This is a genomic window from Photobacterium kishitanii, from assembly GCF_003026355.1.
In the GTDB taxonomy this organism is placed as follows: domain Bacteria; phylum Pseudomonadota; class Gammaproteobacteria; order Enterobacterales; family Vibrionaceae; genus Photobacterium; species Photobacterium kishitanii.
In genome coordinates, this window is the sequence record NZ_PYON01000019.1 from 1 (window position 1) to 26,107 (window position 26,107).

At 42.3% G+C, this 26,107-nt stretch carries 25 protein-coding genes and 1 riboswitch; of the genes, 13 read left to right on the forward strand and 12 right to left on the reverse strand.

The features are described from left to right. Positions 1–405: 405 nt before the first annotated feature. The 3 genes from hemG to C0W29_RS17405 are packed head-to-tail and all read right to left on the reverse strand — an operon-like array spanning position 406 to position 3,072. Entirely contained in the window at positions 406–930 is a 525-nt protein-coding gene (hemG, locus tag C0W29_RS17395) for a menaquinone-dependent protoporphyrinogen IX dehydrogenase (RefSeq protein ID WP_045043554.1), read from the reverse strand. A 10-nt stretch (positions 931–940) separates the two neighbouring features. Beyond that, positions 941–2,398 carry a TrkH family potassium uptake protein gene (locus C0W29_RS17400; RefSeq protein ID WP_036789143.1) on the reverse strand — a complete coding sequence of 486 codons (1,458 nt, stop codon included), beginning with the start codon at positions 2,396–2,398 and terminating at the stop codon, positions 941–943. A gap of 47 nt (positions 2,399–2,445) precedes the next feature. After that, entirely contained in the window at positions 2,446–3,072 is a 627-nt protein-coding gene (locus tag C0W29_RS17405) for a YigZ family protein (protein WP_036789142.1), read from the reverse strand. Positions 3,073–3,337: 265 nt separating this feature from the next. Here C0W29_RS17405 and fadB point away from each other — a divergent pair, with 265 nt between their 5' ends. The 3 genes from fadB to acuI all read left to right on the forward strand — a co-directional run bounded on the left by fadB (position 3,338) and on the right by acuI (position 7,868). Beyond that, the gene (fadB, locus tag C0W29_RS17410) at positions 3,338–5,515 is read left to right on the forward strand and encodes a fatty acid oxidation complex subunit alpha FadB (RefSeq protein WP_045045563.1); all 2,178 of its coding nucleotides are present in this window, start codon (positions 3,338–3,340) and stop codon (positions 5,513–5,515) included. A gap of 11 nt (positions 5,516–5,526) precedes the next feature. Beyond that, positions 5,527–6,693 (forward strand): acetyl-CoA C-acyltransferase FadA, encoded by a 1,167-nt coding sequence (gene fadA, locus C0W29_RS17415; protein WP_045045562.1) that lies wholly within the window; start codon positions 5,527–5,529, stop codon positions 6,691–6,693. A 194-nt stretch (positions 6,694–6,887) separates the two neighbouring features. Beyond that, positions 6,888–7,868, forward strand: a complete 981-nt coding sequence (gene acuI / locus C0W29_RS17420; RefSeq protein ID WP_045045561.1) for an acrylyl-CoA reductase (NADPH) — start codon at positions 6,888–6,890, stop codon at positions 7,866–7,868. A gap of 85 nt (positions 7,869–7,953) precedes the next feature. Here the strand turns inward: acuI and C0W29_RS17425 are convergent, their stop codons facing one another. Next, the gene (locus C0W29_RS17425; RefSeq protein WP_045043557.1) at positions 7,954–8,895 is read right to left on the reverse strand and encodes a LysR family transcriptional regulator; all 942 of its coding nucleotides are present in this window, start codon (positions 8,893–8,895) and stop codon (positions 7,954–7,956) included. 117 nt (positions 8,896–9,012) lie between these two features. Continuing rightward, positions 9,013–9,201 (reverse strand): hypothetical protein, encoded by a 189-nt coding sequence (locus tag C0W29_RS17430; protein WP_036789137.1) that lies wholly within the window; start codon positions 9,199–9,201, stop codon positions 9,013–9,015. A gap of 139 nt (positions 9,202–9,340) precedes the next feature. Between C0W29_RS17430 and tusA the strand changes: the two genes are divergently transcribed. Next, positions 9,341–9,589, forward strand: coding sequence for a sulfurtransferase TusA (gene tusA, locus C0W29_RS17435; RefSeq protein ID WP_036789136.1), 249 nt, complete (start codon positions 9,341–9,343; stop codon positions 9,587–9,589). A gap of 67 nt (positions 9,590–9,656) precedes the next feature. Here the strand turns inward: tusA and C0W29_RS17440 are convergent, their stop codons facing one another. The 3 genes from C0W29_RS17440 to C0W29_RS17450 form a co-directional block, all read right to left on the reverse strand. Further along, entirely contained in the window at positions 9,657–9,902 is a 246-nt protein-coding gene (locus tag C0W29_RS17440; protein ID WP_036789135.1) for a hypothetical protein, read from the reverse strand. A 156-nt stretch (positions 9,903–10,058) separates the two neighbouring features. Beyond that, complete coding sequence (locus tag C0W29_RS17445; RefSeq protein ID WP_045043587.1) at positions 10,059–10,616, reverse strand: TMEM165/GDT1 family protein; 558 nt, start codon at positions 10,614–10,616, stop codon at positions 10,059–10,061. A gap of 87 nt (positions 10,617–10,703) precedes the next feature. Continuing rightward, positions 10,704–10,808, reverse strand: a riboswitch (yybP-ykoY riboswitch). A 100-nt stretch (positions 10,809–10,908) separates the two neighbouring features. Further along, complete coding sequence (locus tag C0W29_RS17450; protein WP_045043559.1) at positions 10,909–11,598, reverse strand: OmpA family protein; 690 nt, start codon at positions 11,596–11,598, stop codon at positions 10,909–10,911. 283 nt (positions 11,599–11,881) lie between these two features. Between C0W29_RS17450 and glyQ the strand changes: the two genes are divergently transcribed. From glyQ to C0W29_RS17465, 3 genes are all read left to right on the forward strand, one after another. Beyond that, a complete protein-coding gene (gene glyQ / locus C0W29_RS17455) occupies positions 11,882–12,793 on the forward strand; it encodes a glycine--tRNA ligase subunit alpha (protein ID WP_036789134.1) in 912 nt (303 codons plus the stop codon). A 9-nt stretch (positions 12,794–12,802) separates the two neighbouring features. Beyond that, complete coding sequence (gene glyS / locus C0W29_RS17460; RefSeq protein ID WP_036789133.1) at positions 12,803–14,872, forward strand: glycine--tRNA ligase subunit beta; 2,070 nt, start codon at positions 12,803–12,805, stop codon at positions 14,870–14,872. A gap of 236 nt (positions 14,873–15,108) precedes the next feature. After that, positions 15,109–16,359, forward strand: coding sequence for a valine--pyruvate transaminase (locus tag C0W29_RS17465; RefSeq protein ID WP_045045560.1), 1,251 nt, complete (start codon positions 15,109–15,111; stop codon positions 16,357–16,359). A gap of 98 nt (positions 16,360–16,457) precedes the next feature. Here the strand turns inward: C0W29_RS17465 and gyrB are convergent, their stop codons facing one another. Genes gyrB through dnaA form a run of 4 tightly spaced genes read right to left on the reverse strand, consistent with a single transcriptional unit; the run spans position 16,458 to position 22,478 of the window. Then, positions 16,458–18,878, reverse strand: coding sequence for a DNA topoisomerase (ATP-hydrolyzing) subunit B (gyrB, locus tag C0W29_RS17470; RefSeq protein ID WP_045045559.1), 2,421 nt, complete (start codon positions 18,876–18,878; stop codon positions 16,458–16,460). A gap of 15 nt (positions 18,879–18,893) precedes the next feature. Next, the gene (gene recF, locus C0W29_RS17475) at positions 18,894–19,976 is read right to left on the reverse strand and encodes a DNA replication/repair protein RecF (RefSeq protein ID WP_036789128.1); all 1,083 of its coding nucleotides are present in this window, start codon (positions 19,974–19,976) and stop codon (positions 18,894–18,896) included. 2 nt (positions 19,977–19,978) lie between these two features. Next, on the reverse strand, positions 19,979–21,079 hold the full coding sequence (gene dnaN, locus C0W29_RS17480; RefSeq protein ID WP_036789126.1) for a DNA polymerase III subunit beta: 1,101 nt from the start codon (positions 21,077–21,079) through the stop codon (positions 19,979–19,981). A 1-nt stretch (position 21,080) separates the two neighbouring features. After that, positions 21,081–22,478 carry a chromosomal replication initiator protein DnaA gene (gene dnaA, locus C0W29_RS17485; protein ID WP_045045558.1) on the reverse strand — a complete coding sequence of 466 codons (1,398 nt, stop codon included), beginning with the start codon at positions 22,476–22,478 and terminating at the stop codon, positions 21,081–21,083. Between the two features lie 474 nt (positions 22,479–22,952). On the opposite strand from dnaA, the gene C0W29_RS17490 reads away from it, so the two are divergent. The 6 genes from C0W29_RS17490 to yidD all read left to right on the forward strand — a co-directional run bounded on the left by C0W29_RS17490 (position 22,953) and on the right by yidD (position 26,107). Further along, positions 22,953–23,708, forward strand: coding sequence for an amino acid ABC transporter substrate-binding protein (locus tag C0W29_RS17490; RefSeq protein ID WP_045045557.1), 756 nt, complete (start codon positions 22,953–22,955; stop codon positions 23,706–23,708). A 79-nt stretch (positions 23,709–23,787) separates the two neighbouring features. Then, a complete protein-coding gene (locus C0W29_RS17495) occupies positions 23,788–24,459 on the forward strand; it encodes an amino acid ABC transporter permease (protein ID WP_045045556.1) in 672 nt (223 codons plus the stop codon). Further along, on the forward strand, positions 24,456–25,193 hold the full coding sequence (locus C0W29_RS17500; protein ID WP_065190881.1) for an amino acid ABC transporter ATP-binding protein: 738 nt from the start codon (positions 24,456–24,458) through the stop codon (positions 25,191–25,193). Before C0W29_RS17495 ends, C0W29_RS17500 begins: the two co-directional genes overlap by 4 nt. 183 nt (positions 25,194–25,376) lie before the next feature. Beyond that, positions 25,377–25,511, forward strand: a complete 135-nt coding sequence (gene rpmH / locus C0W29_RS17505; protein WP_006233350.1) for a 50S ribosomal protein L34 — start codon at positions 25,377–25,379, stop codon at positions 25,509–25,511. Between the two features lie 15 nt (positions 25,512–25,526). Next, entirely contained in the window at positions 25,527–25,883 is a 357-nt protein-coding gene (rnpA, locus tag C0W29_RS17510) for a ribonuclease P protein component (RefSeq protein ID WP_080888925.1), read from the forward strand. After that, on the forward strand, positions 25,850–26,107 hold the full coding sequence (gene yidD, locus C0W29_RS17515) for a membrane protein insertion efficiency factor YidD (RefSeq protein WP_080159046.1): 258 nt from the start codon (positions 25,850–25,852) through the stop codon (positions 26,105–26,107). Before rnpA ends, yidD begins: the two co-directional genes overlap by 34 nt.

Below are 26,107 nucleotides of genomic sequence, written 5' to 3' on the forward strand. Positions count from 1 at the left end.
TTAAATAACTGTGCCAAAATAACTTGCGTCATTTTGTTTTGGTCACTCAGTTTATTGATAAATCTTTCGACTTAACTATTCAGTGAGTGCCCACACAGATTGCATGGTCAAATTGTTAAAGAACATTCTTCTTCGATTCACTAAGCATTTAACAGCTTAATCGTTTCGTTGAAGTGGACGGCCATTCTAGCGAAATAACATAAAGTGTCAACCACTTTTTTAAATTTATTTCATCTGGCTCATTATCCAATCGATTGAAGCATAACGTCTTATTTATAAGTCGCTCACTGTTTCGATAGAGCAGCAGTATAAAGACAACTGCCGTCATCGCAACTAGTTTGATGCTATTTATCAATAAAAATAGTTCGTTAGATCAAAAAGCAAACAAAGCGTTCAATAATACGATTATAGCGCCTTAAATTGTTGGCTAAAATTAGACACTTTTTGCCAATCTGTATACTCAACTTCTTTAGTTGTATCTGTTTCACCATCGGTTAACTTCATTATCAGCTTAATCATGGTGCGATCAAAAAAGTTATACCGTGGATAACGTAATGCGCCCGCAAACACAGCCATCATTTTAGGGTGCCACGGCGACTTCAATAAAAACTTCTTCACATAAGCACTAGTAGCAGGGGTATCTTTACCTTCTTTACGCGCCGTTAAATTAACACAAAAGAAAGCCACATTTGCTTGCTCAAGATTCTCAAGGTTACGATCTATAAATTGATAAAGCTTTTTATTTAAATGTCCATAACGAACAGAAGCGCCAATAAGTACGCGATCATAACCACTAAAATCAATTTTTGGTTCTAGATGAATATCAGCATATTCACATTGATACTGCTCACCTAAGTCCTGCTCTATATGGTTAAGGATTTTAATCGTTTGTCCTTCACAGCTAGAATGCAGTAATAACACCTTTTCCATGATCGCTCCTTTAATTGCGCCAAAAGGTCGGCGTAAATAAAACTAATAATGTAAATACTTCTAAACGACCAAATAGCATAGCAATAATGAGGATCCATTTCGCTGAATCATTTACTTGACCAAAATGTACTGCAACTTCACCTAAACCAGGTCCTAAATTATTGAGGGTGGCAGCCACTGCAGAAAAAGCGGTTAACTCATCAATGCCTGTCGCAATCAGTGCTAGCATACACACCACAAATACCAGCGCGTAAGCAGAGAAGAAACCCCACACCGCATCAACCACCCGTTGCGGTAACGCTTTATTCCCCAACTTAATGGTGTACACCGCTCGAGGGTGCACCAAGCGTTTTAACTCTCGCACCCCTTGTAATGACAGCAACAACATTCGAATAACTTTCATGCCGCCCCCAGTCGAACCGGCACAGCCTCCTATAAAAGAAGAGAACAACAGTAAAACAGGTAAAAATAACGGCCAATCAGAAAAGCCAGTAGTGGTAAATCCAGCGGTAGTCGATATAGATACGGTTTGGAACAATGCTTGATCAAAGGCATCAAAAGAACTGTCGTAAGAATGATGCTTTAATAACACCCCAAAACAAATCGCAAATAAAATAAATTGCACCACAAAAAACGCGCGAAACTCAGGATCTCGCCAATAAGTTTTGAGATTTATATTGCCATTACCAAACGCAGCAAAGTGAAGCGAAAAATTACAAGCGGATATTAAGAGAAAAAACACCGTGATCATATTAATAGTAGGACTATTAAAATAACCGATACTGGCATCATGAGTTGAGAATCCCCCAATCGCAATCGTTGAAAAACTATGGGATATGGCATCAAAACCACTCATACCCGCCAGCCAAAAAGCTAACGCACAAGCAATGGTTAATGCTAAATATATATACCACAACGTTTTCGCGGTTTCGGCAATGCGTGGCGTCATCTTGCTGTCTTTTACCGGTCCTGGTGTTTCCGCGCGGTATAACTGCATACCACCGACACCTAATACCGGTAATATCGCGACAGCTAATACGATGATCCCCATACCGCCAAACCACTGCAATAACTGCCGATAAAATAAAATCGCTTTCGGTAAATGATCAAGACCAACAATGACCGTTGCCCCTGTTGTTGTCAGTGCAGAAAATGATTCAAAAAAGGAGTCAGCAACTGATAAGTCTGGATTTTTAGATAATAGAAAAGGCACCGCACCCGCACTGCCTATTACCCCCCAAAATAACACTACAATTAAAAAACCATCACGGGCTTTTAATTCATGCCGTTGGTAACGGTTAGGAAACCATAATAATGAGCCTCCCGCTAGCAATAGAAAGAACGTCACCACAAAAGGAAATCCCGCACCATCGCGGTAGATCAGAGCTACCAATGCGGGAATTAACATGGTTACACTAAATAGAGCGAGCAATAGCCCGACGATACGAGTAATTGAACGAAACTGCATGGCCTTAATCGGCCCTCATCTGAAAATACATAAAAAATAAATAGTGGTTAACTATCTGGCGTTGATGTTGCGATGATTCGCCCACCACTTCGATTAATGAGTTTGGTACTAAACTCAGTCACTATTCGACTATCAAGTGCTAAGTGCATACTTACTTGTTGACCATAATCGGCTTTAAGTTGAGTGCCGTTATATTCACCTAATAATGCTTCAACTAATGATATTTGATTATAATCACAACATAAAAACAACTCACTGATGATGATCTTTTGTTGTGTGGTCAGTAACGTTAATGCTTGTTGTACACCACCGCCATAGGCCTTAACTAACCCACCAGTGCCTAAATGGATACCACCAAAATAGCGCACGACAACTGCCGTTAGTTCACCGACACCACAACCCGTTAATTGAGCCAATATTGGTTTACCTGCCGTACCCGACGGTTCGCCATCATCACTAAAGCCCCACGACATTGAATCTGTTGGTCTACCAGCAACAAATCCCCAACAGTGGTGATTAGCATTTGAATGGGCTGACTTTACTTCGCCAATAAACTGTTTAGCAGCCTCAATCGAGGCTGTGTGTGCCAAGTAAGTAATAAAATGGCTTTTCTTAATTTCTTCTTCAAAAATCACTGGTTGCAGTGGGATTAAATAAGGCTCAGAAGTTGACATAAAACATATCCCATCATCAATAAAAGAGTGGCAGGATAACATATTCCTATTACCACTAAAGCAATGCTAATTATTGCCTACAACTGATGTCACTATTCGAATTATTGTATTAAAGATGATGCACCAGCTAGCAATGTTAAACAAATGTTTAAATTAATTATTGAATTTGTACGCATTGCGGTTCAGACTAAACATTAACCACTACAGGTCAAACCAGTTAAATCACACCTAATCCGTCATAGAATGGAATATATGGAGATAGAACATGATTTACCACGGTGAAACACTCTCAGTCCATTACCTCGAAGATGGCATTGCTGAACTTATTTTTGCGGCGCCATCCCCTGTCAATAAATTCGACCTCGCAACCCTTGAAAGCTTTAATCTGGCACTTGATGCGCTTTATCAACAACCCAATCTCAAAGGTTTAATTTTACGTTCAACCAAAGCCAGTTTTATTGTTGGTGCAGATATCACTGAATTTCTAGGCTTATTCTCTCTACCAGCCGATCAACTGTCACAATGGCTTCATCACGCCAACACTATCTTTAATAAACTTGAAGATTTACCCGTTCCAACTGTGGCTGCGATAAATGGCTACGCACTTGGTGGTGGCTGTGAATGTATTTTAGCTACCGATTTTAGAATTGCAGATCATCAAGCTCGCATTGGATTACCAGAAACTAAACTTGGCATCATGCCAGGCTTTGGGGGCACAGTACGTTTACCGCGCTTAATTGGCGCAGATAACGCCATGGAGGTTATTACTACCGGCAAAGATAAAAAAGCGGCTGCCGCTTTAAGTCTCGGTTTAATCGATGCAGTCGTTGCCACCGATATGTTACCAACAGCGGCATTGAGCATGGTTAAACAAGCCATTAAGGGTGATCTAGACTGGCAACAACGTCGATATCAAAAACAAATACCACTACGTTTAAATGCTACTGAAGCCCTCATGAGTTTTACTACCGCTAAAGCAATGGTGGCTAACATTGCCGGTAAACATTATCCCGCACCGATGGCAGCAATCACCGCAATTGAAACAGCTGCAACCTGTGAACGTGAGCAGGCACTTACTATCGAAAACAACCACTTTATCAAACTGGCTAAAACCAATGTCGCTCAATCATTAGTAGGGATATTCCTTAATGATCAATATCTAAAAAATCACGCTAAACAAGCCATAAAAACAGCACCAACCACACAACAAGCAATGGTGCTAGGTGCTGGGATCATGGGCGGCGGTATTGCCTATCAATCTGTCACTCACCATGTTCCTGTCATAATGAAAGATATCACTACCGATGCCTTAACACTGGGAATGCAGCAAGCGGCGAAGTTACTCAATAAAAAGCTCACTCGAGGTCGCATTGATGGCTTACAGATGGCGGCAACATTAGCGATGATTACCCCTTCGCTGACCTATTCCGATACTCAGCAAGTCGATGTCGTTATTGAAGCGGTGGTTGAGAACCCAACCATAAAAGCAGCCGTACTGGCCGAGGTTGAACAACAGGTGACTGATACCACAGTGATCACTTCTAATACTTCAACAATCCCGATTAATTTACTCGCCACATCATTACAACGACCACAAAACTTTTGTGGCATGCATTTTTTTAACCCCGTCCACAAAATGCCATTAGTTGAAATCATTCGCGGCCAACACACCTCCGATGAAACCATTGCTCGAGTTGTCGCTTATGCCGCGAAAATGGGAAAAACGCCGATCGTCGTCAATGACTGCCCCGGTTTCTTTGTTAATCGCGTTTTATTTCCTTATCTGGCAGCGTTTAGTTTACTGCTACGTGATGGCGGTGATTACTGCCAGATTGATAACATCATGGAAGCTGATTTTGGGTGGCCAATGGGGCCGGCTTATTTATTAGATGTGGTTGGGATTGATACAGCTCATCATGCCCAAAAAGTCATGGCACAAGGCTTTCCGCAACGCATGGCAAAACAATATACAGATGCGATTGATGTGTTATATCAACAACAACGCTTCGGTCAAAAGACAGGAGCCGGCTTTTTTAATTACAGCCTTGATAAAAAAGGCAAACCAAAAAAAGCATTTGATCCACAAACCGCAACCTTACTGGCACCGATTGCAGCAGCACCAACATCATTTGATAGCACCACGATCACAGACCGAATGCTGATCCCAATGATCAACGAAGTCGTGCGCTGCTTAGAAGAAAAGATTATCGCCACTCCAGCAGAAGCTGATATGGCTTTGGTCTACGGTTTAGGTTTTCCTCCATTTAGAGGTGGTGTGTTCCGTTATTTAGAGCATATAGGTTTAGCCAATTACGTCGCGTTAGCAGATAGCTATCAATCACTCGGGCCGTTATATCAGGTACCTGACGGATTAAGAGCCAAAGCCGCCGCCGATGAGCACTATTATCCTACAGCGACTGCGGTCACGATGACCCACCATTAAGGAGCTTCATTATGAATAACGTTGTGATTGTTGACTGTATCCGTACTCCAATGGGACGCTCAAAAGACGGCGCATTTCGACAGGTTCGTGCTGAAGATTTATCAGCGCACTTAATGCAAGGGTTACTGAGTCGTAATCCACAATTAGACCCGAATGATCTAGAAGATATTTATTGGGGGTGTGTTCAACAAACCTTAGAGCAAGGGTTTAACATTGGCCGCAATTCAGCCCTACTAGCGGGTATTCCAACCACTGTTGGTGCCACGACCGTTAATCGTCTCTGCGGCTCATCAATGCAAGCACTGCATGATGCCACTCGCGCGATTATGGTCGGCGATGCTCAAAGTTGTTTAATTGGCGGCGTTGAACACATGGGCCATGTTCCAATGGATCACGGTGTTGATTTTCATCCAGGACTATCGAAAACAGTTGCCAAAGCGGCAGCGATGATGGGACTCACAGCAGAAATGCTCGCAAGAAAATATGACATCAGCCGTGAACAACAAGACCAATTTGGCGCGCGCTCGCACCACCTCGCCCACGCAGCCACGATTGAAGGACGGTTTACGAATGAAATTTTCGCAACGGAAGGCCATGACAATGATGGTGTTTTGAGAAAGTATACTACTGATGAAGTTATACGCCCCGAAACAACCGTTGCAGCTTTAAGCCAATTACGACCTATCTTTGATCCTATTAATGGTACTGTCACCGCGGGAACATCATCGGCATTATCTGACGGTGCAGCTGCCATGTTAATAATGGATGAACGACAAGCACAAGCATTAGGCTTAACCATTCGCGCCCGTATTAAAGCCATGGCAATTGCTGGTTGTGAGCCATCACTAATGGGGTTTGGTCCAGTACCTGCTACACAGAAAGCATTGCAACGGGCAGGGTTAAACTTGCATGATATTGGCGTCATTGAACTCAATGAGGCGTTTGCTGCCCAAACGTTGCCATGCATTAAAGCGCTAGGATTAATGGATCAGCTCGATGAAAAAATAAACCTCAATGGTGGCGCTATCGCACTCGGCCATCCACTGGGCTGTTCTGGCGCGCGTATTTCAACCACCTTGATAAATCTTATGGAACAAAAACAAGCTCGCTTTGGATTAGCGACTATGTGTATCGGTTTAGGGCAAGGCATTGCGACTATCTTTGAGCGCATCGAATAATTACATTCAAGTATGGTTGGAGCGCGTCAATATTCACTCCAATATAAACGGTGTTGCTATTGGCATATAATGAAATATAAGACATGCAACTTACACATAGATTAAATGAGTAAGTTTCATTTTCTTCATAGAGATAAGCCGTCTACACTCAATCCTATATTGATTGCTAACCATGATTTTTCCGGAGTATTGCAATGTTTAAAGCACTAGTATTAGAACAAGAAGATAAAAAAACACTAGCAACTATTCGCCAAGTAGCAACATCTGAATTACCTGAAGGTGATGTATTAATTGATGTCGATTACTCTTCATTAAACTACAAAGATGGCTTAGCAATTACCGGTAAAGGTCGTATTGTGCGTCAATTCCCAATGGTTCCAGGGGTTGATTTAACGGGTACGGTGGCAGAATCAAGTGATGATCGCTACCACGTTGGCGATAAAGTTGTACTTACGGGTTGGGGCGTAGGTGAAGGCCATTGGGGTGGCATGGCAGAAAAAGCCCGTCTTAAAGCTGATTGGTTAGTACCATTACCGACTAACCTTGATGGCAAACAAGCCATGATGGTCGGTACTGCTGGCTTAACCGCAATGTTATGTGTACAAGCGATTGTAGATGCAGGTGTAACACCTGATGCTGGCGAAATTTTAGTAACAGGTGCTAGCGGTGGTGTGGGTTCAGTGGCTGTAACCTTATTGGCACAATTAGGCTATAAGGTAGCAGCAGTAACAGGTCGCGCTGAAACTAATGGTCCACTACTAAAACAACTAGGCGCAACCACTATTATTGATCGTAGTGTTTTTGAAGAACCTGCTCGTCCACTTGATAAGCAATTATGGGCCGGCGCGATTGATACTGTGGGCAGTAAAGTATTAGCAAAAGTTCTGAGCCAAATTAGCTATAACGGCGCAGTCGCTATTTGTGGTCTTGCTGGCGGTTTTGATTTACCAACGACAGTAATGCCTTTCATTCTACGTAATGTACGTCTGCAAGGTATCGATTCAGTAATGTGTCCATTTGAAAAACGTCAACAAGCATGGCAACGTCTGACTGAATTACTTCCAGCAAGCTACTTTGAACAAGCATGTCGTGAAGTAACGCTTGAACAAGTTGCAGAATGTGCAGAAGCAATTACCAATGGTCAAATTACCGGTCGAGTAGTGATTAAACTGTAATGATTACGCAATAAAATATTATTGTTGTAGTTAATGATTAAGGTCAGCCAAGTGCTGGCCTTTTTATTTACTCAAAACCATTAAGCTACAATAAGCCAATATCATGAACGCGAGAATTAATCAGTCGACCACACTCTTCTTTAATAATATTACGCAACCATATCTGTGATGCTGAATGCTCACAGCGCGCATGCCATAATAATGAATAATCAAATGGCTTAAACTCAAATGGTAATGGCTTTACAATTAATTGGTAACGTTCAGCCACTAAATACGCCAAATCAGCTGGTACCGTGATGATTAAAGGCATCTGCTCAATAATTGCTAATGCAGCCTCTAAATGATAAGCCCGTAACACCATTTTCGGTTGAGGATGACCACGCAGCTGCTCATCAAGTAACGCCTTAACACCATCACTAACGGCAATCATCGCATGCGGATAACTAAGGTAATCCTGAAATGTAAGCGGTTTATTTGCGAGCGGATGATTCTGACTAACTAAACAAAAAACACTCACTAAGCCTAATAGCTGATGACACAACGGATCCATTTCAGCACTTGGGCGACAAATTGCCATATCACACCCCCCCGAGGTTAACTGCGACAACAAATTATCATGCTGTAGCGGACTAAACTCTAATGAAAGATGAGGGGCTTCTTGATAAATACGGGGTAATGCAAATGGCAAAATAGTCTGCATTGCATAATCCGTGGTGGCAATCTTAAACGTTTGCTCACAAGCTGCAGGCTCAAAATCACTGGGGGTCAATAATATTCGTAATGATTCCAGCGGTTCATTTAATTGTTCATTTAATTCCAACGCTCGCTGAGTCGGCAATAATGATTGCCCTTGGCGAGTAAACAACGGATCCCCAAGTAAATCACGTAATCGTCCTAATACTCTACTCATTGCTGATTGGCTTAAGTTAAGCCTTACCGCAGCTCGGCTAACACTGCACTCATCCAATAACACTTTTAACGCAACCAGCAAATTTAAGTCACGACGGTAAACTTCTTCGAGCTCCATGTTGTACTTCTCTAACGCTGAAAATTAATCCTACATGGCGACATTATGGCGGGATAGCTAAAAAAAATCCCACCTTTTACAGCGGGAACATTAAATATCTTGCATCATAAACCAGTACTAACGCTGATTTTTTTGTTGTTCCAATTCACTTTTATCAGTAAGTTCAACCCATAAACCAATAATAGCAGCAAGTAAGCCACCAATAGCGAATAGACCTGTTGAATAATGGCTGGTTAGCATGATGGTACTAAATGAAATAATACACAACACGGCATAAATCATTACGCGGTCAATTGATGTCAACATAATATCCCCCTAATCCATTAGAAAGAAAAGTTAATGTATTGTTAATAACGTTACACAATTTATCTTGATTTGCCAAGCCTTATTGATTAATTCTTATCCATCAGTATGATCACAACGTCTACAATAATACGTGTAAATTATGACTGCAATTTTTGAAAATCCGACCCATAGCCTCGATGCTCAAGGCCTACGTTGCCCAGAGCCAGTAATGATGGTGCGCAAAACTGTGAGGAAAATGGCAGCTAGTGATACCTTATTAGTCGTTGCTGATGATCCATCCACTACCCGCGACATTCCAAGCTTTTGTCGCTTTATGGATCACACCCTACTCGCTGCAGATACAGAAAGCGTGCCGTATCGCTTTTTGATCAAAAAAGGCAATAACTAGACCCAGATTCCTTGTTTAAACAAAAAAGCAGCCCAAAGGCTGCTTTTTTTATCATTCTGCAAACGTACTAAACATCATCTCTGTTGTGACGTATTACTTCAAGTTCATGGCGTAAATCACGTATTTCTTTTTTCAATGGTAAGACATAACGTAATCTCACTAACGAATCTACCGCGAGATATGCTGTTATGATAGCCCCGACCACCATAGGTAACCACATGTCTGTTAACGCCATACCTAAAATATTAAGTATCAACGCCAAGTGAAATAACCAACACTGACTTTTAGGTGAAATCGCAAGAAATCGAGCCATACTCCCTCCAGCAATAAAGACCAACAAATGAATTATGCTTATTTATAACTACTCTAGCACGCATCACTCAGTAGGTATTATGTCGACATCACAATTTATTACGATGAAACAAAACCTTCAACTTACAAATATTTTTATGAATAGTTTCATGTGAAACTACATTCCAAAGCCAGCAGCAATAGCTAATAACACAAATAATATGGCTGTAACTTTACGAATAAGACCTAGCGGGATTTTGTTCGCTGAGAACTTACCAATCAACACGACTGGAACGTTGGCTAACAGCATTCCAATTGTTGTTCCGACGACAACCCACATTAAGGCGTCATGATATTTAGCTCCTAACATAGTCGTCGCTATTTGCGTTTTATCACCAACCTCCGCGATAAAGAAAGCAATAAAACTGGCGATAAACGGACCTCGATTCGATAACGTCTCGTCATCATCAAGTTTATCAGGAATTAAAATCCACCCTGCCATTAGCACAAAGCTCACGACTAATACCCATTTTAAAATATCAGGGGTTAAATAGTCAGCAATTGCCACACCGAGCCATGCAGCTAATGCGTGATTAACAATCGTGGCTAAAAAAATAGCACCAATAATAGGGATTGGTTTTCGGTATCGGCTAGCCAGTAGCAACGATAAAAGTTGGGTCTTGTCACCTATTTCAGCTAAGGCGACAGAGGCAATGGAAACAGCTAAAACACTCACAACATGCTCTCTGGGGCGGGAATAATTTATACCAATAGCAAACATACACTCCCACCCCGGTTTGTGCTGTTTGCCGTTGGTCTTGCCAAATTTATCGCGTTGGATAAATCATAATTACCACGAAGATTTTGCTTCGATTATGTTGATAATTATCTCGCAAGCTGCGAGAGGCTACTCCCCAAAGGAATGGGTATATTAACAAAAAAAATGACGAAATCTAACCATTACTTATCTTTTAGTAAATACAAAAACGGCGAGCCAAAGCTCGCCGTTTTAAAAGACTAAATATAAATTAACCTAGTGGAGATAGAATAATCTCTACACGACGGTTTTGTGCACGACCCTGTGAAGTACTGTTAGTGGCAACAGGACTATTTTCACCGCGTCCTTGAGAAACTACGCGATTAGCATCAACACCTTGACGAATAAGGTAGTTACCCACTTCACCAGCACGTACTTGTGATAAACGCTGGTTATAAGCTGCTGCACCTGAGCTATCAGTAAAGCCTAATACGTTAAGTTGAGTTTTAGGGTACTGTTTAGCAACTAACGCTACATTATGTAACGCTTCCATCGCACGGCCATTTAATGAAGACTGATCAACACCAAAGGTAATTTCATTTGGCATATTCAAAATGATGTTATTGCCATTACGAGTAACACTAATACCTGAAGAAGCTAGTTGCTGACGCAGTTTAGCTTCTTGTACATCCATGTAATAACCAATGCCGCCACCCAATGCAGCGCCAGATGCAGCACCAATAAGTGCACCTTTACCGCGATCATGCTTACTTGAAGAAGCAATACCAATTGCAGCTCCGGCTAACGCACCAATAATTGAACCACCGGTACCTTTCGCTGTTTGGCTTTCACCCGTGTAAGGGTTAACAGTAGAACAACCTGTCATTGTGATTGCTGCCACAACAGAAATTACGGCTGCACGCACCCAAGTTTTTGACGTCATTACTTGTTTATTTACCATCTTATTTCAAGACCTATCTGCTCGATCAAATCATCGAGGGTATGCTAAAAATTACCTCGAAAGGCTTTCGAGGTAATATCTCTTATAGTTATTGTAATCAACCTTTACATTTACGCCATCAAAATAATGTCAAAGATTAGCTAAAAATCAGCATCAATAATGGGAATTATATCAAAACAAGCTCCAGATGGATAAAAAACAGCCACTGCCCCTACTCGCCTCAGAGCAGGCAAGGTATACTGGATAATTAATCTTTTCATCCACTAATCTCGCGAAGCTGACAATGCAGAAATACGATATTAAAACCTTTCAGGGCATGATCCTCGCGCTGCAGGATTACTGGGGCCAACAAGGCTGTACTATTGTGCAACCTCTTGACATGGAAGTGGGCGCAGGTACTTCGCACCCAATGACGTGTCTACGAGCTCTAGGTCCAGAACCAATTGCAGCAGCGTATGTACAACCTTCTCGCCGTCCAACCGACGGTCGTTACGGTGAAAACCCTAACCGTCTTCAGCACTACTATCAGTTCCAAGTAATGCTTAAGCCGTCTCCAGATAATATTCAGGAACTGTACTTAGGCTCATTAGAAGTACTAGGTGTTGATACCAAAGTACATGACATCCGTTTCGTAGAAGACAACTGGGAAAACCCAACCTTGGGTGCTTGGGGTCTTGGCTGGGAAGTTTGGCTTAACGGTATGGAAGTAACGCAGTTCACTTACTTCCAGCAAGTTGGCGGCCTTGAGTGTAAACCTGTTACAGGCGAAATCACTTACGGTATTGAGCGTCTAGCGATGTACATTCAAAACGTTGACTCAGTCTATGACTTAGTTTGGACAGATGGTCCCCTAGGTAAAGTAACCTACGGTGATATCTTCCATCAAAATGAGGTTGAGCAATCAACTTACAACTTTGAACACGCTGATGTTGATTTCCTATTTACTTTCTTTGACCAGTGCGAGAAAGAATCACTGAAGCTATTAGCACTTGAGCAGCCACTGCCATTACCTGCTTACGAACGTATTTTGAAAGCAGCCCATGCCTTCAACTTACTTGATGCTCGTAAAGCAATCTCAGTGACTGAACGTCAACGTTACATTCTACGTATTCGTAACGTAACCAAACAAGTAGCTGAAGCTTACTATGCATCACGCGAAGCACTTGGCTTCCCAATGTGTAAAAAAGATAAGTAAGGGATAGCCATGACAGATAAGAATTTCTTAATTGAGCTAGGTACTGAAGAGTTGCCACCGAAGGCACTTCGCACTCTAGCTGAAGCGTTCGCAGCCAACTTTGAAGCAGAACTAAAAGCTGCTGATTTACCTCACCAAGGTATTAAGTGGTATGCGGCACCGCGTCGTCTAGCACTTAAAGTAACAGCACTTGCTGAAAATCAACCTGACAAAGTGGTTGAAAAACGCGGTCCTGCTATCGCGGCGGCTTTTGATGCTGATGGTAATCCAACTAAAGCAGCTCAAGGCTGGGCTCGTGGTAATGGTATTACGGTTGATCAAGCTGAGCGCATGGTTACCGATAAAGGTGAATGGCTCCTATTCAAGCAACAAGTAACAGGTCAACCAACCCAAACATTACTGCCTGAACTTGCAGCAGCAGCGTTGGCTAAATTGCCTATCCCACGCCCAATGCGTTGGGGTGACAAAGACACCCAATTCATTCGTCCAGTGAAAACACTAACGATGCTATTAGGTGATGAGCTGATTGAAGGCACTATTTTAGGTGTTGCTTCAGCACGTACTATTCGCGGTCACCGCTTTATGGGTGAAGCTGAATTTACCATCGATAATGCTGATCAGTACCCTGCTATCTTAGAACAGCGCGGCAAAGTAATGGCCGACTACGAAACCCGTAAAGCGATTATTTTGGCTGATGCTAAAAAAGCTGCTGAGGCTGTAGGCGGTATTGCTGATCTTGATGATGAGTTAGTTGAAGAAGTAACTTCACTGGTTGAATGGCCGGTAGTACTAACCGCTTCATTTGAAGAAGAGTTCTTAAAGGTTCCTTCTGAAGCTTTGGTTTACACCATGAAAGGTGACCAAAAGTACTTCCCTGTTTACGATGCTGAAGGCAAGCTAGTACCTAAGTTCATCTTCGTATCGAACATCATCTCTAATGATCCAAGCCAAGTTATCTCGGGTAACGAGAAAGTGGTTCGCCCTCGTTTAGCAGATGCTGAGTTCTTCTTTAATACTGACCTTAAGAGCAAGTTAGTTGATCGTCTGCCTCAACTTGAGACAGCTATCTTCCAAAAGCAACTTGGTACAATTAAAGATAAAACTGATCGTATCACTGAACTTGCAGGCTACATTGCAGAGAAGATCGGTGCTGATGTCACTAATGCTAAACGCGCAGGTCTACTAGCTAAGTGTGACTTAATGACCTCAATGGTGTTTGAGTTTACTGAGACTCAAGGCGTGATGGGCATGCACTACGCACGTCATGACGGCGAAGCTGAAGATGTTGCACTAGCACTGAACGAGCAATACATGCCTCGTTTTGCTGGCGATCAACTTCCAAGCACTGGCGTATCATCTGCAGTAGCGATGGCTGACAAACTAGATACTATCGTTGGTATCTTTGGTATTGGCCAAGCACCAAAAGGCAGTGACCCATTTGCATTACGTCGCGCTTCTCTTGGTGTGCTACGTATCATCGTTGAAAATGGTTACCAACTTGACCTAGTTGATTTAGTTGCTAAAGCACACTCACTCTTTGGTGATAAGCTAACTAACGCTAATGTTGATTCAGACGTGATTGAATTTATGCTGGGTCGCTTCCGCGCTTGGTATCAAGACGCAGGTTTCAGCATTGATGTTATTCAAGCTGTGCTAGCGATGCACCCAACACAACCAGCTGACTTTGATAAGCGAGTTAAAGCGGTAAGTCATTTCCGTGACTTAGACGCAGCTGAATCACTAGCAGCCGCAAATAAGCGTGTGGGTAATATTCTAGCGAAATTCGATGGTGAGCTACCAACAACAGTTGATAATAGCTTATTAGTGGAAGCTGCAGAAAAAGATCTAGCCGCAAAAGTGGCAGCAGTTGTAGCAACCCTAGCACCTGTCTTTGCTGCTGGAGATTACCAGCAAGCACTAACAGAGCTAGCATCACTACGCGAACCTGTTGATGCTTTCTTTGATAACGTGATGGTTATGGCGGAAGACGAACAACTTAAAGTTAACCGTCTGGCACTGCTTAACCTACTGCGTAACCAGTTCTTACAAGTAGCCGATATTTCATTACTACAAAAGTAACTGTTATAACCGCTGCAGAATAATGACAAACCACGCTTCGGCGTGGTTTTTTTATAACCCGAGTTTTATAATTTAAACTGTTCCACGTGAAACATTCAACACAGCCGACCACCACCATAGACACTAACTAAGGCTTTCGCTTCAAATGGCAATCAGGTATTTTGAGCTATTCCCCGTCAGACATAGCGGGCTTTACAAGTGCTAAACTCAGCACTGATATAGAGGTCAATAGCACCATGGAATTTTCTGTCTTTGGCGATAAATTCGCTGGCGATTCTGGCATTACTCAATTAATGCATGATCTAAATGATGGTTTAACTAACCCCAATGCCATTATGCTTGGCGGTGGTAACCCAGCCCAAATCCCAGCGATGGTCGATTATTTCAATCAGCTATTGGTTGATATGGCAGCGACTGGTGAGCTGACGAATTCAATTACCAATTATGATGGCCCTCAAGGAAAAGACCGTTTTATTACTGCCCTTGCCGCACTCCTCAAGCAGCACTATGGTTGGGACATCAGTAGTGAAAATATTACCCTTACCAATGGTAGTCAAAGCGCGTTCTTTAATTTGTTTAATTTATTGGCGGGTAAATGTCGCCATGGTGTCAATAAGAAAATCCTATTACCGTTATCGCCTGAGTATATTGGCTATGCCGATGCTGGACTTGATGATGATATGTTTATCTCTTATCAACCGACGATCAGTTTGCTGAATGATGGGCTGTTTAAATATCACATTGATTTTAGTCAATTGGTTATTGATGACAGTATTGGTGCAATTTGTGCGTCACGGCCAACCAACCCCACCGGCAATGTACTCACCGATGACGAAATTAAGCAGCTCGACGCCCTCGCACAAGCGCACAATATTCCACTGATTATCGACAATGCTTATGGCATGCCCTTCCCTGATATTATTTTTGCTGATGTCACTCCATTTTGGAACAGCAATACTATTTTATGCATGAGCTTATCCAAACTAGGGTTACCGGGTATTCGCTGCGGGATTGTGATCGCCAATAAAGAAATCATTACAGCACTCACTAATATCAATGGCATTATCAACCTTGCACCAGGCAGCTTAGGTCCAGCCATTGCCGACAAATTAATTAGCCGCAATGACTTATTACGCTTAAGCCATGAAGTAATTCGACCCTTTTATCAACGTAAAGCACAGCATGCTGTTAGTCTATTACAACGTTATATTACTGATGAACGGTTTCGAATCCATAAACCTGAAGGGGCAATATTCCTATGGCTATGGTGTAACCAATTACCTATTTCGACTAAAGAGCTTTATCGACGTTTAAAAGCACGAGGAGTGTTAATTGTACCTGGTGAATATTTCTTTATTGGTTTAGCTAAGCCATGGTCGCATAGTCAGCAATGCTTACGCATGAACTATGTCCAAAGTGATGAGAAGATGGAACAAGGGATAAAAATGATCGCTGAAGAAATAACTCGAGCTTATGCCGAAGGTTAATCGTAACCCTGCCCTACTGACAAACAAATAAAAAATATCACATAAAAAAACGCCGCTAATAATAGCGGCGTTTTTATAAGTATTAACCTAATGACAAACTACACGTCAAGGTTTGCTACTTTTAATGCGTTCTCTTCAATGAAGTTACGACGCGGTTCAACTTGATCACCCATCAAACAAGTAAACAACTCATCAGCTGCAACAGCATCATGAATCGTCACTTGCAGCATACGGCGAACTTCAGGATCCATAGTTGTTTCCCACAACTGGTTCGGGTTCATTTCGCCCAGACCTTTATAGCGCTGTAAAGAAAGACCACGACGTGATTCTTTATTAAGCCACTCTAATGCTTCTTTGAAACTTGCGATTGGTTGCTTACGCTCACCACGTTGAACAAAGGCCGTTTCATCTAATAAACCGTCAAGCGCTTCAGATAAGTCAGCTAACTTAGCGTATTCTTTTGAATTAAGTAGATCGAAACTTAACGGATACTCATGGTCAACACCGTGAGTACGAACCACAACTTTAGGTAAGAATACATTATTCTCTTCGTCACGTAACACTTCGAACGTGAATTGGCTCTCACCTGACTGTTTCGCATTAAGAGCAACAGTTAAAGTTGTTAACCATGCTTCAACTTGCGCGCTATCTGCTAGCATTTCAGTGCTTAAACGCGGTTGGTAAACCAACTCATTAAGCATTAATGCTGGGTAACGACGGCTCATACGCTCAATCAGTTTGATAGCAGCATTGTACTGAGTTACCAAACCTTCAAGAGCAGTACCTGTCATTGCAGGAGCACCATCATTCGCAAACAGTGATGCATTATCCAATGCCAATGCTGTTTGGTATTGGTTCATCTCTTCGTCATCTTTGATGTATTGCTCTTGCTTACCTTTCTTCACTTTGTAAAGTGGTGGCTGCGCAATATAAATATGACCGCGCTCAATAAGCTCAGGCATTTGACGGTAGAAGAAAGTCAATAGTAACGTACGAATGTGCGAACCATCGACATCGGCATCGGTCATGATGATGATATTGTGGTAACGCAACTTATCAGGGTTGTACTCGTCACGACCAATACCACAGCCCATTGCTGTGATCAGCGTTGCCACTTCTTGCGAAGACAACATCTTATCAAAACGGGCTTTTTCAACGTTAAGAATTTTACCTTTAAGCGGCAAAATAGCTTGGTTTTTACGGTTACGTCCCTGCTTGGCTGAACCGCCAGCAGAGTCCCCTTCCACTATGTAAAGTTCAGATAGTGCAGGATCTTTTTCCTGACAATCAGCAAGTTTACCAGGAAGGCCGGCTAAATCTAATGCGCCTTTACGACGAGTCATTTCACGTGCTTTACGCGCGGCTTCACGAGCACGAGAAGCATCAATAATTTTGCCACAAATGATTTTTGCATCGGCTGGGCTTTCTAATAAGAACTCAGCAAACTTCTCATTCATTGCTGATTCAACCGCCGTTTTCACTTCGCTTGATACCAACTTATCTTTAGTTTGGCTTGAGAACTTAGGATCTGGCACTTTAACCGAAACAACCGCCACTAGACCTTCACGAGCATCATCACCTGACGTTGCCGCTTTGGCTTTCTTTGAATACCCTTCTTTATCCATAAAGGTATTTAAAGTACGGGTTAGTGCACCACGGAAACCGGCTAAGTGAGTACCGCCATCACGTTGAGGGATGTTATTGGTAAAGCAGTAAACGCCCTCTTGGAAACCGTCATTCCACTGCATTGCCACTTCAACAGTAATGCCATCTTCACGCTCACTATCAAAGTGGAATACTTTCTGGTGAATTGGCGTTTTATTGCGGTTCAAGTGTTCTACAAACGCGCGAATACCACCTTCATACATAAAGTGGTCTTGTTTGCCTTCTTCACGCTCATCGATCAATCGAATTGATACGCCAGAGTTTAAGAATGACAATTCACGGAGGCGTTTAGCTAGAATTTCGTATTGAAATTCAAGGTTATTAGTAAAAGTTTCTTCACTTGGCCAGAAACGTAAACGGGTACCGGTTTTATCAGTATCACCAATAACGGCTAATGGTGCATCAGGCACACCATGATGGTAACTTTGCTGGTGAATATGACCTTTACGGTTAATGGTTAGCTCAACTTTTTCTGACAAGGCGTTTACAACAGAAACACCTACGCCATGAAGGCCGCCTGACACTTTGTAAGAGTTATCATCGAACTTACCACCAGCGTGGAGTACAGTCATGATAACTTCAGCTGCTGACACGCCTTCTTCTTCGTGAAGTTCAGTCGGAATACCACGACCGTCATCGCTTACAGAAACCGAACCATCTTCGTGAATCGTAACAATGATATCTTCACAGTGACCAGCAAGAGCCTCATCGATAGAGTTATCGACAACCTCAAAAACCATGTGGTGCAAGCCAGTACCATCATCAGTATCACCGATGTACATCCCTGGGCGCTTACGTACCGCATCGAGGCCTTTAAGCACCTTAATGCTTGATGAATCGTAATTGTTGGACATTGAGTTACTCTCGCTTTAATTATCCTGTGTTATCTTACCGTGTTCAACCATGAACAACTTACCACTTTCATCAAGCATATCAACCACTTGCTCGCGACTAATAGCACTAATGAACACTTGGGCGTTAGTTTCCTTTAATCGCTGCGCAAGCAACGCTCGCCTATGGCTATCCAATTCGGAAGCAAAATCATCAATTAGGTAAATACACTGTTTGCCGGTGGCCTCAGTTAGATGTAAACCTTGCGCTAAACGCAATGCACACACCATTAACTTTAACTGACCGCGGGACAATACGTCCTCAACCGGTGTTCCAGCAACTTTAATCCGTAAATCAGCCTTGTGCGGCCCACTTACGGTATAGCCAAGCTGACAGTCACGTTCAAAATTACGTTGTAGCAGCTCAGCATACGGTGTCTCTTTTTCCCAGCCACGGTAAAAACCGAGCTGGATATCAAATTCAGGTAGGAACACCTGACATATTTCAGCCGCTTTGATCTTAACGGCATTAATGTAATCTTGACGCCACACACTAATTTGTTCAGCAAGTAACGCGAGTTCTTGATCCCAATAACTGAGTTCACGGTAACTACGTGCTTGCTTTAATAATGCATTACGCTGTTTCGTCAGTCGCTTCAAACGGCTCCATGCATTATAGAACTTTGGCTCCACATGAAACACACCCCAATCAATAAAAGCCCGTCGAAATTTAGGGCCGCCGATTAATAAATCGAACCCTTCGGGGGTAATTAACTGCAGCGGTAAAATCTGTGCGAGTTGGGCTAATTTCTGATTACCTTCACCGCCAATTTTAACTTCAGTGGTACCATCGCGCTGCTTGCTGATCCCCACCGGTAAAATGAGATCATTGCTATCAGTGACTCGACCATGAATAAATAGCTGTTGCTGCTCATGGCGAATAACACGACTGGTTAAATGACTACGAAATGAGCGCCCATGTCCTAAATAATGAATTGCTTCAAGGACACTGGTCTTGCCGCTGCCATTGGCGCCAACTAAAAAATTAAAACCACTGGCTAACGCAATATCACACTGAGCAATATTACGAAAATCCTGCACTAATAACCGAGTAAGAGCCATAATTACAATCTAATTGGCATTACAACATACATCGCTTCATCATTAGTCGCATCTTCAATTAATGAAGGTGCATTGGCGTCAGAAAGTGACAACCGCACTTGATCACACTTAAGGGTGTTTAATACATCAAGCACATAACTGACATTGAAACCAATCTCTAAACTGTCACCTTGATAGTCAACATCAAGAAACTCTTCAGCTTCTTCTTGTTCTGGATTATTCGCAGTGATCCGCATTTCGCCATTAGATAAACCGACTCTGACACCACGGAACTTTTCATTCGACAAAATAGCAGCTCGCGCAAATGCTTTACGCATATCATCACAGTTAGCTTCGACAAATTTAGTACTATTTTGTGGCATCACGCGACGATAATCAGGGAAACGGCCATCAACCAGCTTGGAGGTAAAGACAAAGTTACCTACTGTTGCCCGCAGATTCGAGTGACCAATTTGAATATTCACCAATGATTCTGGATTATCAAATAAACGCACTAATTCAAGTACCCCTTTACGCGGTACAATAATTTGTTTAGTGGGTAAATCATGGCCAGTATTAATCGCACATACCGCCATTCGGTGACCATCAGTCGCAACAGAACGCAAATTTTGACCATCGGTTTCAAATAGCATCCCATTAAGATAGTAACGCACATCTTGGTTTGCCATTGAAAACTGGGTGCTATCGATCAGTTGACGCATACGCCCTTGTTCAAGGGTAAACTCAACTTCACTTTGCCAATCTTCGATATTAGGAAAATCAGCTGCAGGTAACGTCGTTAAGGTATAACGGCTACGACCAGAGCGAATTAAAACCCGATCACCTTCATAGATCACCGCAATGGTGGCACTATCAGGCAAACCACGGCAAATATCTAAAAATTTACGTGACGGTACCGTTACAGCACCGGCTTCAAAATCGCCTTCCAATGCGATTTTAGCGATCAATTCCACTTCAAGATCAGTACCTGTCATCGACAAGCATCCATCTTCAACTTGCAGCAGAATATTACCTAAAATCGGTAATGACGGACGGCCACCTAATGCACCAGTGACCTGCTGTAAAGGTTTTAATAAATGTTCACGTTCAACAGTAAATTTCATATTAAGACGACAACGTTCTAATTAAGTTTGAATAATCTTCTTTAATATCGTGGCTTTCTTCACGTAGCTGCTCGATCTTACGACAAGCATGGAGCACGGTAGTATGATCGCGACCACCAAAGGCATCGCCAATCTCAGGAAGACTGTGGTTTGTCAGCTCTTTCGCTAATGCCATCGCCATTTGACGCGGACGAGCAACACTACGAGAACGACGTTTCGACAGCATATCTGCCATCTTTATTTTATAGTATTCGGCAACTGTCTTCTGAATATTATCAATCGTTACTAGCTTTTCTTGCAATGCGAGTAAATCACGTAGGGCTTCACGCACAAAATCAATCGTGATTGCACGACCAGTAAAATTAGCATTAGCAATAACCCGATTCAATGCCCCTTCTAATTCACGGACATTAGAACGTAAACGCTTTGCAATAAAGAAAGCGACTTCATCAGCCAGTCGAATATTATGATCTTCAGCTTTCTTCATTAAAATAGCAACGCGTGTTTCCAGCTCAGGCGGTTCAATAGCAACCGTTAATCCCCAACCAAATCGCGATTTTAGTCGATCCTCAACCCCGTTAATTTCACGAGGATAACGATCTGACGTTAGAATGATTTGCTGATTTCCCTCTAATAAAGCATTAAAGGTATGAAAAAATTCTTCTTGAGAACGTTCTTTATTGGCAAAAAATTGAATGTCATCAATTAATAGCGCATCAACACTGCGGTAATAACGCTTAAATTCTTCAATCGCATTATTTTGCAGTGCTTTCACCATATCTTGCACAAATCGCTCAGAATGCATGTAAACCACTTTTGCATTGGGTTTACGATTCGCAATGGCATTACCAACAGCATGTAATAAGTGCGTTTTACCAAGACCCGTACCACCATATAAAAATAATGGATTATAGGCAGCGCCTGGATTGTCAGACACTTGCCGACAAGCTGCGAGTCCTAATTGGTTAGATTTACCTTCAACAAAATTATTAAAATTATGTTTAGGGTTAACATTAGACCGGTAGCCTCCTGGCGATTCGTTTTGCACCGGAGAAGGCGCAGGCTCATAGCGCATTGGCTCAGGTTCAGTACGAGGTCTTGATTGCGGCAAGGTAAATACCGGTGGCGCAACGGGCTGTGGCGGTGCAGAAAGAGGTTTACTACCGACTTCAAACCGTAAACTCGGCGCATCAGCACCACAAAATTCATTAAGCAGACGATTAATGTTATTAAGATATTTATCGCGCACCCAATCAAGCACAAACCGATTAGGGGCAAATAATGTCAAGGTATGATCATTTAACTCAGCCTGAAGCGGACGCAGCCACATACTGAATTCTGTCGCAGGGAGTTCTTCCTGAAGGCGTTGAAGGCACTGCAACCATAGCGAAGATGACAAGGTAGACTCCACACTGAATAAACAAAACATAAAAGGAAGATAATTTTATACGCGCTGAACAAGGATCTCCAGTAAAGAGATCGCAGATCCAGTGAATAAGATCGAACTTATGCACATGGATCGCACAATAAAATGCAAGATCAGCACAATTTAACCTGCCTTTACCCACAACTATATTAACACAGCAATCACAAAGATAAGTCTTTCATTGCCCGTTTAATGCTGTTTTTACTAAATAATGGCCATTTTATCACCACCAATTATCATCCACAGGGAAAACCTATCGTTGTGGGTAACCTTTATGGTCATCACACGCTATTTCTATGCCGAAAAAAGCATGCTATTGAAGAGTAATATGTCGCTTGCCAAACAAATGGTTATTTCAAATAACTGTTAATTATTATCTTTATCATTTAATACCAAGGTAGGATGGCCTCACCAAATAAAGTCCTATAAAGGTCAGGAAAATACCGAATGAAAAACTGGATAAAACCCATCGTGATTGCAAGTACACTGCTTGCTTGTACAACCACCAGTGTAATGGCTGCAACCACAGTTAAAGTGGGTATGTCTGGTCGTTATTTTCCGTTTACTTTTGTCAGTAAAGATAAATTACAAGGGTTTGAAGTCGACCTTTGGCATGAAATTGGCCAACGCAATGACTATAACGTTGAATTTGTAACAGCGAGCTTCTCTGGCTTATTTGGTCAATTAGAAACTGGTCGTATTGATACTATTTCTAACCAAATTACGATTACCCCTGCCCGCCAAGCTAAATTTTTATTCAGCCAACCTTATGTGATTGACGGTGCACAGTTAGTGGTTCGTAAAGGTAATACGACCATCCACTCACCTGCCGATTTAAATGGTAAAACCGTTGGCGTTAATCTGGGTTCAAACTACGAACAGCTACTACGCAAATTACCTAATGCCGATAAAATTAATATCAAAACTTATGACAGTGGTATTGAGCAGGATGTGGCTTTAGGACGTACAGATGCATTTGTAATGGATCGTTTATCATCCGTGGCGATCATTAACAGTAAGCCGCTACCGTTACAATTAGCAGGCAAACCGTTTGCAACCATTGAGAATGCATGGCCATTTTTAAATAATGCCAAAGGTAAATTATTGCAACAACAGGTAAATAAAGCATTAACTGCCATGCGTGATGATGGCACTTTGGCGGCAATTTCAACTAAATGGTTCCATAGCGATATCACCCAATAATTCTGTTCCACCATCGACAATGAAACTCGATGGTGGATCTCGATTTACATTTGCATAATCAGTACAACGGATCACCATTATGGGTTTTGATTTTAATTACATGCTGTCGTTGATGCCTATTTTGTTGAAATACCTACCAACGACATTATCTATGGCCGCGCTTGGGGCTATTTTTGCTTTACTACTTGGGTTAATTCTGGCCTTAATCCGCATTTACCGACTACCACTGCTGAATCCTCTGACTCAGCTTTATATTAGTTTCTTTCGTGGCACACCGTTATTAGTACAACTATTTTTACTCTATTACGGCTTACCGCAGGTGATGCCAGATTTAGTCGGCTTAGATGCTTTTAGCGCTGCCGTTATTGGGCTTAGCCTCCATTTTGCAGCTTACATGGCTGAAAGTATTCGTGCTGCCATTATTGGCGTTGATCGTAGTCAACGCGAAGCGAGTCTCGCAATAGGGATGACTGAATGGCAAACCATGCGTCGAATTATATTGCCACAAGCGACTCGCATCGCATTACCATCATTAATGAATTACTTTATTGATATGATCAAATCCACCTCACTCGCATTTACGCTTGGGGTACCTGAAATTATGGCCAAAGCACAAATGGAAGCTTCATCCAGCTTTAAATTCTTTGAAGCATTCCTTGCTGTTGCAATAATATACTGGGCTGTAGTGATAGTGCTTACTCGCTTACAACAGCTAGCTGAAACGCGTTTAGACAGGGCCTATGTACGATGATTAACATAAAAAAACTTACTAAACGTTTTGGCGAGCACACTGTTTTTAGCGATCTTGATCTCTGCATTAATAAAGGTGAGATTGTCGCGATTATTGGTCCTTCAGGCACCGGTAAATCAACCTTCTTACGCTGCCTTAATTACCTTGATAGTGCCGACAGCGGCACTATCACCATTAATGATATCGACGTTAATTGCCAGCAACCTAAAAAAAATGAAATATTGGCACTTCGACGCCAAACTGGGTTTGTTTTTCAAAACTACGCTTTATTTAATCATCTCACTGCCCAACAAAATATCAGTGAAGGGTTACGGATTGTTAAAGGACTCGATAACCAGCAAGCTCAACAACGCGCACTGAGCATTTTGACAGATATAGGCTTAGCCGATAAAGCACATAGCTACCCAGCCGCTCTTTCTGGTGGCCAACAACAGCGAGTTGGCATTGGTCGTGCTATGGCATTAGATGCCGAATTATTATTACTTGATGAGCCGACTTCAGCGTTAGATCCATTATGGGTCAATGAAGTACTGAACCTGATCAAACAATTAGCGCAACAACAACAAACAATGTTGATCGTCACCCATGAATTACAATTCGCACGCGAAGTTGCGGATAGAGTGATCTTCATGGCCGACGGTCAATTTGTAGAGCAAGGGCCACCGCAGCAGATCTTTAATCACCCTAACGATCCGCGACTAAAGGCTTTTTTAACTCAAATAGGGATCCAATAAGGATCCTTGAACTTCGCGCTATAAAACGTATAATGCAGCGCCCGTCATTAGATGTGGGTATAATTATTGACTCTTTGTTAGTCAGTGATTACAATTCCGCCTCTTTGTTCGTGGTAATTGACCAATTATGGCCAATTACATCTAACAAACTTAAAAACTGATCAGTTAATTTAAGGTAAAACCATGAAACGCACATTCCAACCTTCTGTTCTTAAGCGTAAGCGTAGTCACGGCTTCCGTGCTCGTATGGCAACTAAGAACGGTCGTGCAACAATCAATGCACGTCGCGCTAAAGGCCGTAAGCGTCTTTCTAAGTAATCATCGACGATTATTTTGAATAAGTACGCTTTTTCTCGGGAGTTACGTTTGTTAACTCCCGAACATTACAAAACTGTCTTCCAGCAAGCTCATCGTGCTGGCTCTCCTCACTTGACTATTCTTGCCCGTTCTAATGAACTCGACCACCCCCGTCTCGGTCTGGCTGTTCCAAAAAAACAGATTAAAACTGCTGTCGACAGAAACCGCTTCAAACGTGTTGTCCGCGAAAGTTTCCGTTTAAAACAACATCAGCTTCCAGCCTGTGACTTCGTAGTCATTGCCAAGAAATCAGCCAATGATTTGAGTAACGAAGAACTATTTACGTTGTTAGATAAGTTATGGCATCGCCTGTCTCGCCCGTCGCGTGGCTAGTCGTAAGACTAGTCCGCTTTTACCAACTGGCAATCAGCCCGCTTCTTGGGCCACGCTGTCGGTTCACCCCTACATGTTCTCAATATGCGATCGAAGCTGTAAAAACGCATGGAGCGCGAAAAGGTTGTTGGTTAGCGGCGAAACGTCTATTAAAATGTCACCCTTTAAATGACGGTGGTTACGACCCCGTTCCGCCAACCAAGCATAACGACAGAGAACATTAA

Coding starts and splice junctions, on each gene's coding strand:
- C0W29_RS17495 (WP_045045556.1), top strand. CDS start 23,788: ATGGGTTTTGATTTTAATTACATGCTGTCGTTGATGCCTATTTTGTTG.
- fadA (WP_045045562.1), top strand. CDS start 5,527: ATGAATAACGTTGTGATTGTTGACTGTATCCGTACTCCAATGGGACGC.
- glyQ (WP_036789134.1), top strand. CDS start 11,882: ATGCAGAAATACGATATTAAAACCTTTCAGGGCATGATCCTCGCGCTG.
- C0W29_RS17440 (WP_036789135.1), bottom strand. CDS start 9,902: ATGGCTCGATTTCTTGCGATTTCACCTAAAAGTCAGTGTTGGTTATTT.
- fadB (WP_045045563.1), top strand. CDS start 3,338: ATGATTTACCACGGTGAAACACTCTCAGTCCATTACCTCGAAGATGGC.
- gyrB (WP_045045559.1), bottom strand. CDS start 18,878: ATGTCCAACAATTACGATTCATCAAGCATTAAGGTGCTTAAAGGCCTC.
- recF (WP_036789128.1), bottom strand. CDS start 19,976: ATGGCTCTTACTCGGTTATTAGTGCAGGATTTTCGTAATATTGCTCAG.
- C0W29_RS17400 (WP_036789143.1), bottom strand. CDS start 2,398: ATGCAGTTTCGTTCAATTACTCGTATCGTCGGGCTATTGCTCGCTCTA.
- dnaN (WP_036789126.1), bottom strand. CDS start 21,079: ATGAAATTTACTGTTGAACGTGAACATTTATTAAAACCTTTACAGCAG.
- rpmH (WP_006233350.1), top strand. CDS start 25,377: ATGAAACGCACATTCCAACCTTCTGTTCTTAAGCGTAAGCGTAGTCAC.
- C0W29_RS17450 (WP_045043559.1), bottom strand. CDS start 11,598: ATGGTAAATAAACAAGTAATGACGTCAAAAACTTGGGTGCGTGCAGCC.
- glyS (WP_036789133.1), top strand. CDS start 12,803: ATGACAGATAAGAATTTCTTAATTGAGCTAGGTACTGAAGAGTTGCCA.
- C0W29_RS17465 (WP_045045560.1), top strand. CDS start 15,109: ATGGAATTTTCTGTCTTTGGCGATAAATTCGCTGGCGATTCTGGCATT.
- C0W29_RS17405 (WP_036789142.1), bottom strand. CDS start 3,072: ATGTCAACTTCTGAGCCTTATTTAATCCCACTGCAACCAGTGATTTTT.
- hemG (WP_045043554.1), bottom strand. CDS start 930: ATGGAAAAGGTGTTATTACTGCATTCTAGCTGTGAAGGACAAACGATT.
- tusA (WP_036789136.1), top strand. CDS start 9,341: ATGACTGCAATTTTTGAAAATCCGACCCATAGCCTCGATGCTCAAGGC.
- yidD (WP_080159046.1), top strand. CDS start 25,850: ATGGCATCGCCTGTCTCGCCCGTCGCGTGGCTAGTCGTAAGACTAGTC.
- C0W29_RS17430 (WP_036789137.1), bottom strand. CDS start 9,201: ATGTTGACATCAATTGACCGCGTAATGATTTATGCCGTGTTGTGTATT.
- C0W29_RS17425 (WP_045043557.1), bottom strand. CDS start 8,895: ATGGAGCTCGAAGAAGTTTACCGTCGTGACTTAAATTTGCTGGTTGCG.
- acuI (WP_045045561.1), top strand. CDS start 6,888: ATGTTTAAAGCACTAGTATTAGAACAAGAAGATAAAAAAACACTAGCA.
- C0W29_RS17500 (WP_065190881.1), top strand. CDS start 24,456: ATGATTAACATAAAAAAACTTACTAAACGTTTTGGCGAGCACACTGTT.
- C0W29_RS17490 (WP_045045557.1), top strand. CDS start 22,953: ATGAAAAACTGGATAAAACCCATCGTGATTGCAAGTACACTGCTTGCT.